This window comes from Saccharospirillaceae bacterium, from assembly GCA_022448365.1.
Classification (GTDB): Bacteria; Pseudomonadota; Gammaproteobacteria; order Pseudomonadales; family Oceanobacteraceae; genus Bacterioplanoides.
The window spans coordinates 631,540-647,017 of record JAKVCS010000001.1; the positions used below are offsets into that span (position 1 = coordinate 631,540).

Consider the following 15,478-nt stretch of genomic DNA (forward strand, 5'->3'; position numbering starts at 1 on the left):
AAGTCAGGCCGCGCTGATTGTTGTTCTGGCAATGTTCTGAAGGCGTTTTTTTCGCGCTACATATACCTGCGTGTCCGCACTTAATATGCTAAGCAACAGTTGTGAATGAGATCCGGGCGCGGATCGTAATCTAAATGACAAACGTTTGCAATTGATAGTTAATTCAAATTAACATAGCGGTCAACTTTTACGATTGATCAGTTATTCAATCTAAAAATACCTGCAAAAAAAGGTCTTTTTAGATGAACAGGTAATCTGAATTCTTGTACAAACCGGTCAGGTGGTTAAGCGCAATATGCATGACTCATCAGACACATTAAAAAAGAAGTAATCATGACGTCTAAAAACTCCTCCCACGCACCTGCTCAGATGCGACGCTCGGCGCTGTTAGCATCGGCGATATCGGTGGCCATTCTCAGTGGTTGCGGTGGTGGTGGCGGTAGCTCCTCTGCCACTCCAACAAGTGTCAACCGATGTTCCGACTGGAACCTCAACGCCAGCTGTGAAGCCTTCGAAATTCACTCTCATGCATCCCTGGCACAAGAGGGAAAGAACGGTCCGTTTTTAACCCCGGGCAGCACGATTACTGCCAGCTCTGCGGTCAATCGCAGTGGTTTTATGACGGCACCCGATGGTGCACAAATTGTCTCGCCATTCACCACCCTGATCGCCAGTGAATTGTTGTTTAACCCGAATATTCCGGCGCTGTCCGATAGCGAACAGGAAGAACGATTAACTCAGGCAACGACCTACCTGAACAGTAAGTTTCCGGAACTGGATTTCTCTCGCTACCTGTTTCAACAGGGACCAAGCACTCATGGGCAGCAAATTCAGGCCAGTATTGATCGTGCTTTATCCAACATTACCGACCTGAATCCGTACTGCATTGTCGCCGCTGTGGTTGATGCCATGGTGATAAACCAATCGTTCGACGTCAGCATTCAACGCGATCAGGCAGCAGTGCAATGTCCGGCTGCAAATGTCAGCGTTGGTATTCTTAACGATACCCTGAGCCGCTTTGAAACCGTCGGTATTGCAGAACAGCAAGACATCATTGTCGCCGCGACTAAAAATGAGCTGACAGTATGGAGCAACGACCAGTTAACGGCCGCCAATGCCAGTGCGATCAGCAGCCAAAACGCGACTGACAACGCACCATCCGTACCGGGACAAAAAACCATCAGCGACGCTCTGCTGAAACAACTGAACCAACCGTTATCAGCATTAGATGATGACGATGACAACGATGACGATGACGACGACGACGACTACGATGGCGGCTCTGGTGCTTCCAACGTTGGCGGTGGCGGCCAGCCAACCACACCGCCGGTCACCGTACCGGTAACCACGCGACAATTTGATAACATCACCCTGGTAAAACCAGCTTACAACACACAATCGGTTTACCTGGTAAACAGCAGCTTCCTGACGTTCAATGAAACACGTAATCAAGCCTGCGATAGCGGCGCAACGGGTAATGATGGTTTGCATAAAGTTCAACTGCACAGCAACACTGCAAACACATTGAGCAGCTCCAGTATTACTGCGCTATTGGCTACCAGCCAGATCCCTGTTGCAAAACAACTGCCCGCTGACATCACCCCGGATGACGCCTCAGTGAATGGCAGTACGCTCGATGAACGCCGTTTCGATGCATTTGCGGGTGCTACGGGCTACGTACCGCCGCCCACAACACCAACCGTACCAACACCGACCAGTCCAGCACCGGGTACGGATGCCAGCTGTCTTAATGACGCCTTCGCCCACCTGGCGATTTCGGCTAACGAACAAGTGCTGATGGCAGCAACCGATAAGCGTCTTTTCCGCCTGAACATGGAAAATCTGGAGCAAATAGGCAACGCCTATGCCCCATTTGCCGATTCGGTGGATATAAACCACATCAGCCTCAGCGCTGACGGCAGTCTAGTTTTGGTCAGCACCAACGAGAACCGCGGTCTCAGCCTGGTAAATACCGCCACAATGACGCAAGCAGGCTGGCTATCCGCACCAGCAGAAGGCCAAACCGAACTGACTCAGGTGAAGCAGGCTTTCTTCTTCAATAAGCACCAACAAATTGCGGCGATTGAAGGCGGTACTGGTATTAGCGCCAACAAACTGCACATCATTGACAGCAGCAAAACCAACAGTCCAACTGTTAGCCAGAGCATGGAACTAACAGCCCCGATTGCCCATATCTCAGTATCGCCGGATCGCGAACATCTGGCAGCGCTGACCACAGACAATAAATTGTGGCTATATCAACTGAGTGGCACCGTTGAGCTATTGGAAACCTTCGGCCCGGTAGCGCAAGCACAGCAACTGCTGCTACAAAATGACCAGGCGTTGATTCTGGATAACACGGGCGAGGTATTACAAACCTTTAATTTCGGAAACCGCTTTGGTAACCCACTGGTTCAGGCAAAAAATGAGCTTAGCCTGGCACGTATTCTGGGCGTGAACGCCAATCGTCAGAAAGTGAACAAAGACATGTTCCTGCCACAAAGCGGCGCAGAAATCGGCAAAGACCTTGGCTCTGTTACAATCAGCTGGACCAGTACCAGCGAGTCGGCAGTAAACCCGACCACAGGTAACGTCAGCGTAACATCGAACGCTCTGCCGGTAATTCTGGATGCGACTTTGACGGGCGACTACCGTGGTGAAACCATCACTCTGAAAAAATCGTTCCAGATTCAGGTCAGCAACTAGTCTCCACGCCAATGCCCAAGGCCGTATCTGATTGAAGATACGGCCTTTTTTATCTCTGCCACACGGGCTTTCCGGTAGTACAAGGAGCTGTCTATAACTCTTTGAAAAACTTAGTGAAAAAAGTGTTGACGAGATAAAAGATCGTGGCATAATACGCGCCACTTGAGATGGCAAGGTGTTCAACACCCCGCTCAATGTGATGTGGCTATGTAGCTCAGCTGGTTAGAGCACAGCATTCATAATGCTGGGGTCGGCAGTTCAAGTCTGCCCATAGCTACCACTTATTCCGAAGGCTAGCAGGTTAGTACTTGCTAGCTTTTTTCGTTTTTGGGTTAGGTTTTTAAAGAACATGGCCCACAGGCCGCATAAACACTGACTTTCTCAAAGCTTTAAGCTTTCAAATATACCGACAACATTTGAACTTGACTGACTGATACCGACCAAAGGGTTTAGGTCTAAAGCCTGATTCATATACTCAGGGGATAAATGGGCATATCGCATTGTGATTTTTATATCAGAATGACCGAGTAACTCCTTTAACGTGAGTATATTGCCGCCGTTCATCATGAAGTGACTCGCAAAGGTATGCCTCAGTATGTGGGTCGCCTGACCTTCGGGGAGCTGAATACGGGAACGCTTAACAGCAGAACGGAAAGCAGACCGGCAGTCATTGAATAACCTAATATTCTGAGCAGACCTGGCGACCGATAATATCTCTAAGTGAAGCTGGCTGGAGATAGGAACAGACCGAGATTTTCCGTTCTTGGTGTCAGTAAAACGTAAGGCGGGCTGGTCGGTATTAAGCAAACCTGACCTTAGCAAGTATTCAGCCTCGCCAAAGCGGGCTCCTGTAGAAAGGCAAATTTTGACAACGGTGGTTAAGTGCCTGTTACGTGATTCTGAACAAGCTGAAAGCAAAAACGGAATTTGATCAGTAGTTAAAAAACCTAGTTGGCGTTCAGTTTCACGAAATTGACGGATTTTGGACAACGGGTTACCACCGTCATAAAAACCAAGTCGGTCGAGTTCATTGAACACAGCGCGAAGATAACGCATTTCATGATTTACGGTGACAGCCTTAACCTGAGTAATACGAAAAGCCCTGTATTCTGAAAATACGGAGGCATCAAAATCAGATACGAGTGGATTATTCATCCTATAACAAGTGGCTATCAAGCGATCGTAGCGATACTTGTGATCTTTAAGCGTTTTACCATGAGCGTTATACCAGATGTCAACCAACTGGCTAAGCCGGGTTATAGCTGGGTCAATCATTAAAAAGGAACCGCCGTATTGCTTTGTATGCTGCCAACGCCGTTAAGCCGATGCGTTAACAGTCGATCTTCCACAAATTCAGTGACAAGCGATTCCAGTTCAGAGGAATTACCATACAAGAGAAGACCAAAATACTGGGCTAAGTCTGAGTCCAAACCACTACTTTTTAGAATGTGGTTTACGGCGTGTTTTACGGTTAGGCCCTTGCGGGCTGCTAACTTTAAATAATTACCCATGTACATGGCGACATTACGTTTACTGGTATCGTCCTGGGTAACTTTCTGCGCTCTTGAGTAGTTGAAGTCTTCATTTAAGTCATACCAATGAATGTCTTCCATTAGAAGCTGCCAGATTGGGTGTATATAAGTGGTTGAGTGCTGAAGACGAAAATTATTCAGGGCATAGAGCCAGAGGCCGCGTAAGTGCTTTTTCAGGTCGCGTGGTTCGCGTATACAAACATACTGGCCGGTTTTAAGAAGATTGCCGTTTTCGAATTCTTTGATGATGGTGTGAGAAAAACGGAATTCAATCCGGCGTACTTGATCCCCTTCTTTGTATTCAGATTCGCGCGGATTTTCAACAGAGGGAGTACAGCGCCAAGTGCCTTGCCAGTAGTCTTTTTTACCGGTGGCTTCGATTTCTTCGGTTTTATCGTACACACAGAGCTGTAAGCCACTGGACTGGCCAAACATATAGGTTTGGTTCTGGCCATATACGAAAGCAGCGCCAGCGGCCGAGAAATGCGCGTTAGAGATGCCGGATACCTTCATTTGACGCTTAGAGCGAGTAACCATTTTTTGTTCGAAATCATCAGGTAATTCGAAACCCTTTGCATCAACAGCCAAGTGAACAGCAACACCGGACGCGATCAGGGTATCAGCAAAGTGATTTCCGACCTCGTGGAGCTTGTTTGTCAGACCTTCTAGGCCGTAATAGCCGATAGCCTCTGGTGATACTTCGATTTTTAAGTGAGGGCCGGTTTGGTCAGCTTCTTTGAAAAAACTCTTGAATAGAACAACAAAGCCAAGCTCTAAGTTTTTTAGAACATATTGATACCCGGACTGACTGCCAGCACGAGAAAAACGCCAGTTAATACCGCCAATATTAACAATATCAGTATTTTTACTATCAAAGTGATTAGCGAGAGTCTCTAAAACGTCTTCCTTTGGTGTGCAGTTGTATAACTGCCTGATGGTATCAACACCAATGTGTAAAAAACGAACGTCAGAGAGATCATAAGAAACGGTACATTTTTCATTCTCAAATGTCTGACCTTTACGAACCATCTTTTGATTTTTATATCTCATAGAGAAATTCCATTTTTTGCGGGGTGTAGAGGAGATAAGTCCCCTTTTAAATTAAGTGTTACAAGCACTTAGTGCAGAAGGCTTCGATACCGCCTCGCCGCGCTAATCACTGCGTGTTATCGCGGCTCGTCAGCAGCTCGCCTGTTTGCGCCAGAGGCGCGTTGTTAGTGAAAAGGTGCAAAGCCATACCTAGAAGCAATAAACGTCTTTAAACATGGACTGGTAATGAATGCGAAGGTGACAAGGTGTCATTGGCTGAATATTAAAAGTCATTAATTCACTAGTGGACACGGTAGGCATCCTTTCATCGGGGCCAATCTTGTTGTCTTTCATTGGTGGTTCTAAGTCGTAATAGATAGAACCGGAATAATCAGAAAAGCCAACTATTCTCCAGCCTTCAAACTGGGCAAGGTGTTCGTTTTCAAAATCAGAGTCCACGGGGGAAGACATAGGAGCCGGCCTGTTTTTGATCTCATGCTGCAAACGTTCGTAATCCCTATAAAACCGATCATTCGCATAAAGTGTCATGGCGTAAGAAGACAGAACACCAAAAATAATGCCGCAGAAAATCGCCAATGGTGACTTCAGCTTTTTGAAATAAATCTTTGTGATTCTCATATAAAAATCCAAGTTACGTTTTGCCCGGTAGTGCCGGGTTAAGTGCCAAGGTGTCAGCAATGAGTGAGGGCCATGCGGGTAATCTTCACGAAAAATTTGTTTTGTATCGTAGGCGTTATAAAGATCGGTTCCGCGGTACACCCAGCGGTCAGAAAGCGGGTCAGTAGGTGAAGCACCATAAACAACCCTGGCAACGTGCATTCTTGGTAGTTTGAGGCGCGAACCAGTTATTGCCTTATATAAACCGCCGATCAACGGGACTTGAAAATTATCCATTCGCTTACAGAATGCGACATGCTCCGAAAGCGCCTCACGCGCTTGGTTATCAATTAAACTGATGTCCTGAACAATCAGAATGCAATCCCAGCCTAGTTTCCGTGCATGACGAAACCAATCGTTTACTTCGGCGCGCCCTTTGGCCTGCCAGTTACGGGAGTTAAACCAGCTACCGCATTCATCAAGAACCAAGAGGCCATGTTTTTCCTCATTGTAAGACTCAGTGCCTTTACCAATGACCTCAAGGTCAGACAATGTTGGCTTATCAGGGACACGGATAACATCAATATTGCGAGCCGTGGGACCGAACATAGAAACAAGATCAAGATCAATATTTGTGGCGATCCGACAGCCCTGTTCAATCTTTTGTTTAATCCGGGAAACAGAAACGAGGCTTTTGCCGTTACCTAATTTTCCCGTCACAAAGTAGAAAGCCATAGCAAAAACCCAACGTTAAAAAAGCTTGTACTGGATAACGCGTACATTCCATTCATACGCCCAGCGAGCAATGCGCCCGGTCATAATGACGGAAATACAAGCGGCGGTATTATCGGGAACGACCAAGGAGGCGGCGGTAGATAACCAAGGCGGCGAGACAACAGCCAGACCACTTGCAAGCCCGGTAATCAGAGAGATAAAAGTAATGGTGCTGGCAGAAATTAAAACGATAGCAGCAGCGACAACGGCGAATTTCTTTGTAACGAATTTAGCAAAGTAGCTAAATACAGACGTAAAAATAATACCGATAACACCAGCTAGCCAGCTCATGCCGGTCATAACTACAGGGAACGCCATTACGCTTTAGCCTCTACAGGTCGGATTAAAAGATCGATCAAAGACATAACTGTCCAGATGGCAAGCAACCACGAAAAAACACGTTTCAATTGATTAAAGCGCTCGCAAGGAATAGCCATAGACATGATTGCAAAATCCATAGTCAGAGCAGAACAGGCCGAATGAGAAGGCAATAATTTAGTAACGGTATCAGCTGCAGAATCCATCATGTCCTCACTAAAAGGCGAAGGTTGATCTAATAACTCTTGCTGCGCGTTATAGGCACCTTGAACAGCAGAATCACCGTCGAGCCTATTGGTAACAGCCTGACCAAAATTATCTGCGTCTTCTGCGTTTTCCGTTAAGCCATTAATACCAGATTCAATATCTGATAAATCGCCAGACAATTGCGCAATAGCGTCATTTATATCGCCTAGTAAATTAGAGTCTGATTCTTGATTTGAAATAATATTGTCAAGACGATCATTAACTGGCGACAAATCCAAATCAAGAGAGCCATTATCATTATCAGGATCAGGATCAGGGATATCGGGTTCAGGTTCTACATAGCAAGCGGTACCGGGCGGGCATGTTTCGCAACCGCCAGCCCAAGAATATTTGCCTTCTCCAGCACAATCGACACCGGGAGAACAACGCCCTTCTATGTCGTCATAAGAATGACCAATTGGGCATTGGTTTTCATCATCATTAATACACCGCCCGGAAGCGTCCTCAATGTAGTTATGATGCTGAGGGCATTTTGGTTCCTTTGGTTCTTCTCCTATGCCGAGACACTGGGCAGCACAATTAACGTAATAAAAATTGCCTTCAAAAGATATGGTAGCGGAATAAGAGTACTGACCAATATGACATGTAGTGCGGGCGTATGGGTGTTGTAAATCGGATTTAGTCCAGTTGCGGCGACCAAAAGTATTTTTCTGGAGAGTGTCAAAGGACTGACCACCGGGACAAGATGAAGCAAACGCACTAGGAGAAAATAGAGACACCCCGGAAACCAGAAAGAAAGCCAATATAAAAAGTTTCATAAAACATATCTGACCAGAGGGTGAATAAAAAAGAAGGAACAAAAAGAAGGGAGCGATAGCAGGTTCGCCCCCTTAAAGGTTTTAAAATTAAACCTTGTTGGCGAAACGCTTGACCAATTTAATGATGATGCTAGCTACAAGAGCAGCACCAATGACAGGCCAAACAGCGGTTTCGGCATCGGTCACACCCGTCGAGATATTGCCAATTGCGGCAGAAGCAGCAGCCGGAAGGTCAGCAGAAGCAGCACCAGAAGCAGCAAAACCCAAAGCGATATAACCCGTTCTTTTCATCTTGATAAGTTTGTTTTTCATATGTAATTGCCTAATTTGCGAATGAAGTAAATGAGGAAGCCGGAAGACCACCCAATTACATAAGCACCGAATAACTGACTAAAGTAATAAATAACTTCCTGTTCAGTCATGATGCGTATGCCCTGTTAAATCCCATTACTGCTGCAACAAAAAACGAGAAATAATACAAATATTCAGCAGCCATATCTGGTTGGATCGTTTCCATATAAAAACCTCGTATTAACTGCTGAACATAAAAACACTACCGCGCTACGCTTGGTTGAACCCCCTTCATAACAAAACAAGTTTTGTCACTCAGTGCGTTCTGTACCTGCATTATTATTTAGAAGGCTTTGAAGCAACGGTTTTTTCAGTAACGATAGACAAAACGTGAGTGGTCATCGCTCCAGATTTAATCTTGTTCTTAACCTCGACAGTAAGCTGCATCGGATATGAGCCGCCGTCTGGAAGGGCGTCAATAACCTGCGGTTCGCAACTCATTTTTGCAGATTGAAAACCGTACATTTCATTTGCGTTATCTTCATCATCAGCCATAAAGCCAACAGTAAGAGAAGAATAAACAACACCATCAACAGCTACCTTTTTACCGCCGAGAACAGTCAATACTTGAGTAGAAGTAGACATATTAATCACCTTTTTTTTTGAGTCCCGTTATTAGTTATTACCGCCACACGGGATTAATAGCGATAACAATAAAATTGATCCTAATGGTCTATATTGGCCAACTGGCAGGCAGCAAGCCGTAAGCGCTCGATACCGCGCGAGTTGAGTTCGCTACGAGACTGCAAAGCAAAATTTCTAACTTTGTCGTGAGATTCATCTGAAGTGACAAGGTAAATCAGATAACGGAGCATCAGTTCGGGGAGATCGACATTCTCATTAAGGAATGACGCTTTATATTCTGGGCCGGTAACAGTGCCATCAACCGGAAGCAATTCAGATTGAAAAGAAAGACAAAATTTAGGACATGATGAATTAGCACTATTGGCCATTTCGTAAACTCCCAGCCCATTTATCGACATGACCCCCGCTATGGGGGTTATGTGATAGGCTTTCTGGTTGAATTTAGAGAAAACCGTACCTGTTGCAGCAGGTACAAATGAATAATAGGAGGCATGCACATTATGCGCAAGTAAATTCGCATTATGTAGCCATTGTTTTTATCAATATGAATCCGATTGTAGATAGATTTTTACTAATTATTAAATACGAAGACATTAGAATGCCATGGCTAGAAAAACAGACAGGTATAGAGGCAAAACGTTGGCATTCGATAAAACAAAGAAAAGTCATGAGGACGTCAGAATTGGAAGCGATACAAACGCTATATCCTGACTATGCAGTATGGCTTAGTACGGGGATTGAGATACCAGAAGCAGGACACATCAGCCCTATGACCAAGAGAGCAAAACGAGCTTCCGGATAATAGGGCTGGTTTGTTGGTTGCGAGAAGAGTGGCAGAAAGATGGAAGCTCTAGAGACCACTCAGACTGAAGGTACACAAAGCAAAAATTGGTAAGACACCAATCAAAACCGAGTGACACCATAAAAATAAATATAACGAAGAACTGAAAGCAGAAAAGGAAACTAATAGTTCAAAAATAAACAATTGATTAGTAAACGAATTAATGGTTTAGAAAAACAGGTTTCATAATGCTGGGGTCGGCAGTTCAAGTCTGCCCATAGCTACCACTTATTCCGAAGGCTAGCAGGTTAGTACTTGCTAGCTTTTTTTGTTTTTGGATTAGGTTTTTCTGAAACAGTCTTAGATACCCTAAAAGCGCAGGTCCAACGAAGCGCTAAGCTCTCCAGAACATCGTACACATTCCCCTTCTTTGCCAAACCGACATGAGCCAATTGCTGAAGGTCGGAAGCTAATCAGGCGTTAGAGGTATTGCATGGTTACTCTCAGGTCAGAACGTCAAGCGATCGACTGCGGTGTGAGTGTGTTCTCCGCCCCGCAGCCGCAAGCACATACAATAACCCTCAGCGGAATCATTGGTACATAAAGTCTTCCAGACCCTGACCTGTTGCCGCTTTAATGTGCTTAAACAAATACCAGATCGCAGCACCCAGCAGTACCATACTGGGCAGTACAATCACCGGATAGCTCAGCGCCGTCATGGTACCGAGCTGCTCGTTGTATTCCGGCGTTCCGGCCGGACTGGTCACAATGTAGCGAGCTAAGCCGTAGTTCAGTGCCGAAGACAAGAAGAACGAAGCGGCGACAATTTTATTGGCCACGTTTAAGCTGCGGTCGAACATCGCCTGCTGGCCGCGCTCTGCCACCAGCTGCTTCAGACGCGCCACATCGAGAATTTCTTCATTAAGAATAATCAGTCGAATCAGCGAGTATTTGGTGTTTAACGTCAGTAGTACGCCGATACCAATCAGGCCGGGAATCAGGGCTTCTTTAATAGCGATGTATTCCGGCGGTAATTTCAGCAGACTGATTCCACCGGTCAGCAACACGCTGACTACACCCAGAATAGAGAACACGTTTACCTTGCCCGAACCGCGCAAATCCCAAATGCCAAACGCCAGAGGGAAAATCAGCGCACAGATCACTCCCAGGGTTGGCCCAAGCATGTCATCACCACTGGCCTTGGTCAGAATCAGGGTGGGAATAACGATATTAAACGCCAGGTTGGTGAGGAAATTGTGATTCGGCTTACTGTGTTTCTCAGCCGCTTTACCTTGTTCGGTCATAAAACTATCCGCGTGACTTCTATGTGCTGGTTGATCTCGGGGCCAGTATAGCGGTGCTTAGCCCGAGACAGAACCACCGGTTAGCCTATAACTGTCAGACGCATTGCCATTCACTGACGATCCTTATTGTCGATTTAAGCACTCTCATCAAAAAAGCCATTGCGATGCAGGTCGCAATGGCTTTCTGGCGAGTTCTATTGAACAAAAGACAATCAGCTCACAATGTGATCAAACGGTTCGACGATTACACGCTCACCAACCTCCACACTGCCCCGCTGCTGCTCAAGAATGATGTAACAATTTGCCAGGTTCATAGACGTCAGCATACCCGACCCCTGGCTTCCGGTGGTAACCACCGTCACATTGCCTTGTTGGTCTGTGCTGTAGATACCCCGCTGAAAATCCGTACGCCCCGGCGATTTGTTAATCGCACAACCGGCTGTGGCAGCAAGACGCAATGGAGCATGACTTTTCTGACCGCTGATTTTATTCAGCATGGGTACCGCCAGCTGATGCAGCGTTACTAGTGCGGATACCGGGTTTCCCGGTAGTCCGATAAATACGCTGTCGGGTAAAAAGCCAAAGGCAAAAGGTTTGCCCGGTTTAATCGCCAACTTCCAGAAGGCAATTTCACCCAGCTCGTCCAGTACGTCTTTTACATAGTCGGCCTCGCCCACCGACACACCGCCGGACGTAATTACCACGTCAGCAACTTCATTCGCCTGTCGAAATGCAGATCGCAACGTTTCCAGGTCATCGGGCAAAATACCGAAGTTAGTGATCTCGGCGTTCAGCTTGTGTAAAACAGCAGAAATGGTGTAACCGTTACTCTCATAAAATTGACCCGCTGCCAGTGTCTCACCCGGTTTTTTCAACTCATCACCGGTTGACAACACAGCAACCCGTATGCGGCGAACCACCCGCACTTTTGCCAGGCCAAGACTGGACAGTAATCCAATATCGGCTGCACGCAGCCTACGTCCCGGCTCGAATACCGTCTGACCAACAGCAATGTCCTCACCCGCATGGCGCACATGACTGCCACTGCGAACCTCGCGTTGCAGGGTCACCAAGGCATTGTTGGTCTCATTAACCGTTACCTGTTCCTGCATAATAACGGCGTCCGCGCCTGTAGGAATTTCGGCACCGGTCATAATACGGACACACTCGCCCGCGCCCATTTGTCCGCTGAACGGGTGCCCTGCGAAGGATTTTCCAACCCGAGTAAGCGTTGCGCCCCTTGCGCCGTCGCAGCCACGAATGGCATACCCGTCCATGGCAGAATTATCAGCTGGCGGAATGTTCAGGGTACTGCTCACCGGTTCAGCAATCACTCTGCCCAGTGCCTCATCAATACCGATCAGTTCGGTCTCGGTGATCGGTTTAAGTCCAGCCAACAACTCTTCAAGAGCCTGATCCAATGGTGTCAGGCCGGGAGCGCTAAAGCAGTCATTCATACCCGTACTCATTTCATGCGTTGCTAAGTTAAGTACTCTGTTTCTTCAGGTACTGCGGTTGCTGATCATCTGATTGTTGTTTTGCGCTCACACCAGACCTTAAGCGTAAGTACACAGATTTATTTTTTCAGCAGATGTCGCCATGTACTCTAACTGTTCCGTCACGGATATTCAGCTACCGATGATTCAGATTTGAGGCAGCTGTTTTGCTGAGGCTAACGCTAGTCTTGCCCGAGTCAGAAACACCATGCGATAAACCGACTGATTTTTTGGCCCTGGGCCATCTTAACCACTTCGGTTTTTTTCACCCCTTGAGCTTTCAGATATTCGAGCACCAGAGGCACATTTTCTTGCTTAGAAACCAACGACGTAAACCAAGTGACCTGCTGCTCGTATTGCTGACTCTCACGCGCCATACGTTTCAGAAAAGCCAGCTCGCCACCCTCGCACCATAGCTCATTATTCTGACCACCAAAGTTGCGCTGTTTTTCAGCATTTACCTTCGCTTTGCCCCATGGGTCTGTACTAACTGAAGCGGTTTGCTCAGTGGCCTGAGGTAGCTGGCGTTTTTGCTGATGGCGCGACAGATTACGCTGCTTACGCAGGTTTTCGGCCTCGGCCTCTTCTTTCGAGGCATAAAATGGCGGGTTACATACCGATAGCGCAAAGCGCTCACCCGGTCGGATCAGATTACGGAAGACGGATCGTTCATCGGCTTGCTGACGCACTTCGATCTTATGTGCCAGCGATGGGTTGGCAGTCAGAATCTTCTGGGCTGAACGGATGGCCGTTTCATCTGTATCGCTGGCCAGCATATCCCATTGATACTGACTGGCACCCAGCAAAGAGTAAATAAGATTGGCACCGGTGCCGATATCCAAAACCCGCACCGGTTGCTGATTCAGCTGATATTTATTCAACAAGTCAGCCGCGTAATGAATGTAATCGGCACGCCCGGGAATCGGCGGACATAAATACCCGGCCGGGATATCCCAGCCTTCGATACCGTAGTGGTGCTTCAACAATGCCTGGTTCAGGCAAATCACTGCCTGGCTATCGGCAAAATCGATGGTTTGCTCACCACGCGGGTTGCTCGTCAGATACTGTTCCAATTGTGGCAGCGTCTGTATCAGAGCATCCATATCGTAACGACCCTGATGTGGGTTACGTGGATGCATGGTCAACGGCTTACGCGGTTTGCTACCCGTGTAAGAAGCAGACTTATTACCCGAACGGCGTTCTGCTCCTCCCGGTTTTGCAGCGCGGACTTTTATGCTGGGTTTCTTTGGCCCGGCATCACCGCTTCGGGATAAGCGTTTGTTCGCCAACGGCCGCGAGTTATCTGAGTGACTCATCGTTTACATTTCCGCACTGAATTCTGGCGCGAACTTTACCACATTTACTGCACAGGATCGCCGCAACACGGAAACGTACAATGGCTCAATTACTAAGCAGTTTTAGCCGGATGATGACCTTCACCGCTATTTACTTTCAGCAATTTTTATGGCGCTGACCAACTGGTCAGGTCAATTGGTGATACTGATTACAAAAAAGCATCAATTGAAGGTGTTTTTCATACCGATTTACCTAGGAAGGATACATTGGCTGGGGTAAAATTCGCGCCGCTTTTTACTTGCGAATATTCAGGAGTTCATCATGGAACTTATCGCCGACCAGGGGTCGTTGTTTATTATCCTGGCCTGCATCTTTGGTGCATTTATGGCTTGGGGCATTGGCGCTAATGATGTAGCCAATGCAATGGGAACCTCGGTAGGTTCTAAAGCCATCACGATTAAACAAGCAGTACTGATCGCGATTATTTTCGAGTTCGCCGGTGCCTTTTTTGCCGGTGGTGAAGTAACGGCGACTATTCGTAAGGGGATTATCGACCCGTCTTATATTGCCGGAACGCCTGACTTGTTGGTGTTTGGTATGTTGTCTGCGTTGTTGGCTGCAGGTACCTGGCTGCTGATCGCGTCTTATCGTGGTTGGCCAGTATCGACAACTCATTCCATTGTGGGTGCTATTGTGGGTTTCGCCGCCGTGGGAATTTCCATGGAAGCCGTTAACTGGGGAAAAGTGGGCAGTATTGCAGCCAGCTGGATTGTCTCCCCGGCAGTTGCAGGCAGTATTGCGTTTATTCTTTACAAAACGGTTCAGCATTGGATTCACGACAGTCATGATCCATTTGCGCAGTCTAAGCGCCTGGTACCGTTTTATATTTTGTTGGTGGGCTTCGTTATTTCGATGGTTACGCTGACCAAAGGCCTGAAACACTTAGGCCTGAATATCTCTTACCAGGACGCCTTATGGATGGCGGCGATATCCGGTGGCGTCATCATGGCCATTGGAACATTCTTTGTAAGCCGCATTCACGCGGACCCGGAACTGTCTGAAAAAGCTCACTTCGCCAACGTTGAAAAAGTATTTTCGGTGTTGATGATCTTTACCGCCTGTGCAATGGCATTTGCACACGGTTCAAATGACGTGGCCAATGCTATTGGTCCGGTTGCAGCCGTAGTCAGTGTAATTGAAAACGGCGGCGAGATTGCCGCAAAATCTGCGTTGCCAATCTGGATCTTGCTAGTAGGTGCGCTGGGGATTGTCGCTGGCTTGATTACTTTCGGCCACCGCGTAATTGCAACCGTTGGCAGTGGAATTACTGAGTTAACTCCAAGCCGTGGTTTTGCCGCCACATTGGCTGCCGCAACCACAGTGGTGGTTGCATCGGGCACCGGCCTGCCGATCTCCACCACTCACGTTTTGGTTGGTGCTATTCTGGGCGTTGGTCTGGCTATGGGTGCAGGCTCGCTGAACATCCGCAAAGTCGGATCTATTTTTGTTTCCTGGATTGTTACTCTGCCTGCCGGTGCCGCATTAGCAGTCACCTTTTTCTATATCTTCAGAGCTATTTGGGGCTGATCTGCCCTCATACAACAGCCACTAAAAAGCCCGGTTGCTAGCCGGGCTTTCTTATCTTGGGCTTGGCAATATTGAG

The 15,478-nt window shown here is 47.2% G+C and carries 13 protein-coding genes and 1 tRNA gene; 3 read left to right on the plus strand and 11 right to left on the minus strand.

Features of this window, described 5'->3' with window-relative positions:
- Positions 1-333 precede the first annotated feature (333 nt).
- Both MK185_02890 and MK185_02895 read left to right on the plus strand, forming a co-directional pair.
- A complete protein-coding gene (locus MK185_02890) occupies positions 334-2,706 on the plus strand; it encodes a hypothetical protein (GenBank protein ID MCH2039566.1) in 2,373 nt (790 codons plus the stop codon).
- 203 nt (positions 2,707-2,909) lie between these two features.
- Positions 2,910-2,986, plus strand: a tRNA-Met gene (locus MK185_02895).
- Positions 2,987-3,087: 101 nt separating this feature from the next.
- Here the strand turns inward: MK185_02895 and MK185_02900 are convergent.
- The 11 genes from MK185_02900 to rlmF all read right to left on the minus strand — a co-directional run bounded on the left by MK185_02900 (position 3,088) and on the right by rlmF (position 13,835).
- A complete protein-coding gene (locus MK185_02900; GenBank protein MCH2039567.1) occupies positions 3,088-3,981 on the minus strand; it encodes a tyrosine-type recombinase/integrase in 894 nt (297 codons plus the stop codon).
- Positions 3,981-5,288 carry a hypothetical protein gene (locus tag MK185_02905; GenBank protein ID MCH2039568.1) on the minus strand — a complete coding sequence of 436 codons (1,308 nt, stop codon included), beginning with the start codon at positions 5,286-5,288 and terminating at the stop codon, positions 3,981-3,983. The genes MK185_02900 and MK185_02905 overlap by 1 nt, the downstream gene beginning before the upstream one ends.
- A gap of 189 nt (positions 5,289-5,477) precedes the next feature.
- Positions 5,478-6,620 (minus strand): assembly protein, encoded by a 1,143-nt coding sequence (locus MK185_02910; protein MCH2039569.1) that lies wholly within the window; start codon positions 6,618-6,620, stop codon positions 5,478-5,480.
- 15 nt (positions 6,621-6,635) lie between these two features.
- On the minus strand, positions 6,636-6,977 hold the full coding sequence (locus MK185_02915; protein ID MCH2039570.1) for a minor coat protein: 342 nt from the start codon (positions 6,975-6,977) through the stop codon (positions 6,636-6,638).
- A complete protein-coding gene (locus MK185_02920) occupies positions 6,977-8,002 on the minus strand; it encodes a hypothetical protein (GenBank protein ID MCH2039571.1) in 1,026 nt (341 codons plus the stop codon). The genes MK185_02915 and MK185_02920 overlap by 1 nt, the downstream gene beginning before the upstream one ends.
- Before the next feature lie 87 nt (positions 8,003-8,089).
- A complete protein-coding gene (locus tag MK185_02925) occupies positions 8,090-8,314 on the minus strand; it encodes a hypothetical protein (GenBank protein ID MCH2039572.1) in 225 nt (74 codons plus the stop codon).
- A 318-nt stretch (positions 8,315-8,632) separates the two neighbouring features.
- A complete protein-coding gene (locus MK185_02930; protein ID MCH2039573.1) occupies positions 8,633-8,938 on the minus strand; it encodes a hypothetical protein in 306 nt (101 codons plus the stop codon).
- A gap of 80 nt (positions 8,939-9,018) precedes the next feature.
- On the minus strand, positions 9,019-9,306 hold the full coding sequence (locus tag MK185_02935) for a hypothetical protein (protein MCH2039574.1): 288 nt from the start codon (positions 9,304-9,306) through the stop codon (positions 9,019-9,021).
- A gap of 1,003 nt (positions 9,307-10,309) precedes the next feature.
- Positions 10,310-11,023, minus strand: a complete 714-nt coding sequence (locus MK185_02940; GenBank protein ID MCH2039575.1) for an MFS transporter — start codon at positions 11,021-11,023, stop codon at positions 10,310-10,312.
- A gap of 212 nt (positions 11,024-11,235) precedes the next feature.
- Positions 11,236-12,480 (minus strand): molybdopterin molybdotransferase MoeA, encoded by a 1,245-nt coding sequence (gene moeA / locus MK185_02945; GenBank protein MCH2039576.1) that lies wholly within the window; start codon positions 12,478-12,480, stop codon positions 11,236-11,238.
- A gap of 236 nt (positions 12,481-12,716) precedes the next feature.
- On the minus strand, positions 12,717-13,835 hold the full coding sequence (gene rlmF, locus MK185_02950; protein MCH2039577.1) for a 23S rRNA (adenine(1618)-N(6))-methyltransferase RlmF: 1,119 nt from the start codon (positions 13,833-13,835) through the stop codon (positions 12,717-12,719).
- Positions 13,836-14,136: 301 nt separating this feature from the next.
- On the opposite strand from rlmF, the gene MK185_02955 reads away from it, so the two are divergent.
- Positions 14,137-15,402: an inorganic phosphate transporter gene (locus MK185_02955; protein ID MCH2039578.1), complete on the plus strand. Its 1,266-nt coding sequence runs from the start codon at positions 14,137-14,139 to the stop codon at positions 15,400-15,402.
- Positions 15,403-15,478: the final 76 nt, after the last annotated feature.

What these genes read in the sequence shown, in the direction of transcription:
- MK185_02890 (MCH2039566.1), top strand. Translation starts at nt 334, where the DNA reads ATGACGTCTAAAAACTCCTCCCACGCACCTGCTCAGATGCGACGCTCG.
- MK185_02900 (MCH2039567.1), bottom strand. Translation starts at nt 3,981, where the DNA reads ATGATTGACCCAGCTATAACCCGGCTTAGCCAGTTGGTTGACATCTGG.
- MK185_02905 (MCH2039568.1), bottom strand. Translation starts at nt 5,288, where the DNA reads ATGAGATATAAAAATCAAAAGATGGTTCGTAAAGGTCAGACATTTGAG.
- MK185_02910 (MCH2039569.1), bottom strand. Translation starts at nt 6,620, where the DNA reads ATGGCTTTCTACTTTGTGACGGGAAAATTAGGTAACGGCAAAAGCCTC.
- MK185_02915 (MCH2039570.1), bottom strand. Translation starts at nt 6,977, where the DNA reads ATGGCGTTCCCTGTAGTTATGACCGGCATGAGCTGGCTAGCTGGTGTT.
- MK185_02920 (MCH2039571.1), bottom strand. Translation starts at nt 8,002, where the DNA reads ATGAAACTTTTTATATTGGCTTTCTTTCTGGTTTCCGGGGTGTCTCTA.
- MK185_02925 (MCH2039572.1), bottom strand. Translation starts at nt 8,314, where the DNA reads ATGAAAAACAAACTTATCAAGATGAAAAGAACGGGTTATATCGCTTTG.
- MK185_02930 (MCH2039573.1), bottom strand. Translation starts at nt 8,938, where the DNA reads ATGTCTACTTCTACTCAAGTATTGACTGTTCTCGGCGGTAAAAAGGTA.
- MK185_02935 (MCH2039574.1), bottom strand. Translation starts at nt 9,306, where the DNA reads ATGGCCAATAGTGCTAATTCATCATGTCCTAAATTTTGTCTTTCTTTT.
- MK185_02940 (MCH2039575.1), bottom strand. Translation starts at nt 11,023, where the DNA reads ATGACCGAACAAGGTAAAGCGGCTGAGAAACACAGTAAGCCGAATCAC.
- moeA (MCH2039576.1), bottom strand. Translation starts at nt 12,480, where the DNA reads ATGAATGACTGCTTTAGCGCTCCCGGCCTGACACCATTGGATCAGGCT.
- rlmF (MCH2039577.1), bottom strand. Translation starts at nt 13,835, where the DNA reads ATGAGTCACTCAGATAACTCGCGGCCGTTGGCGAACAAACGCTTATCC.
- MK185_02955 (MCH2039578.1), top strand. Translation starts at nt 14,137, where the DNA reads ATGGAACTTATCGCCGACCAGGGGTCGTTGTTTATTATCCTGGCCTGC.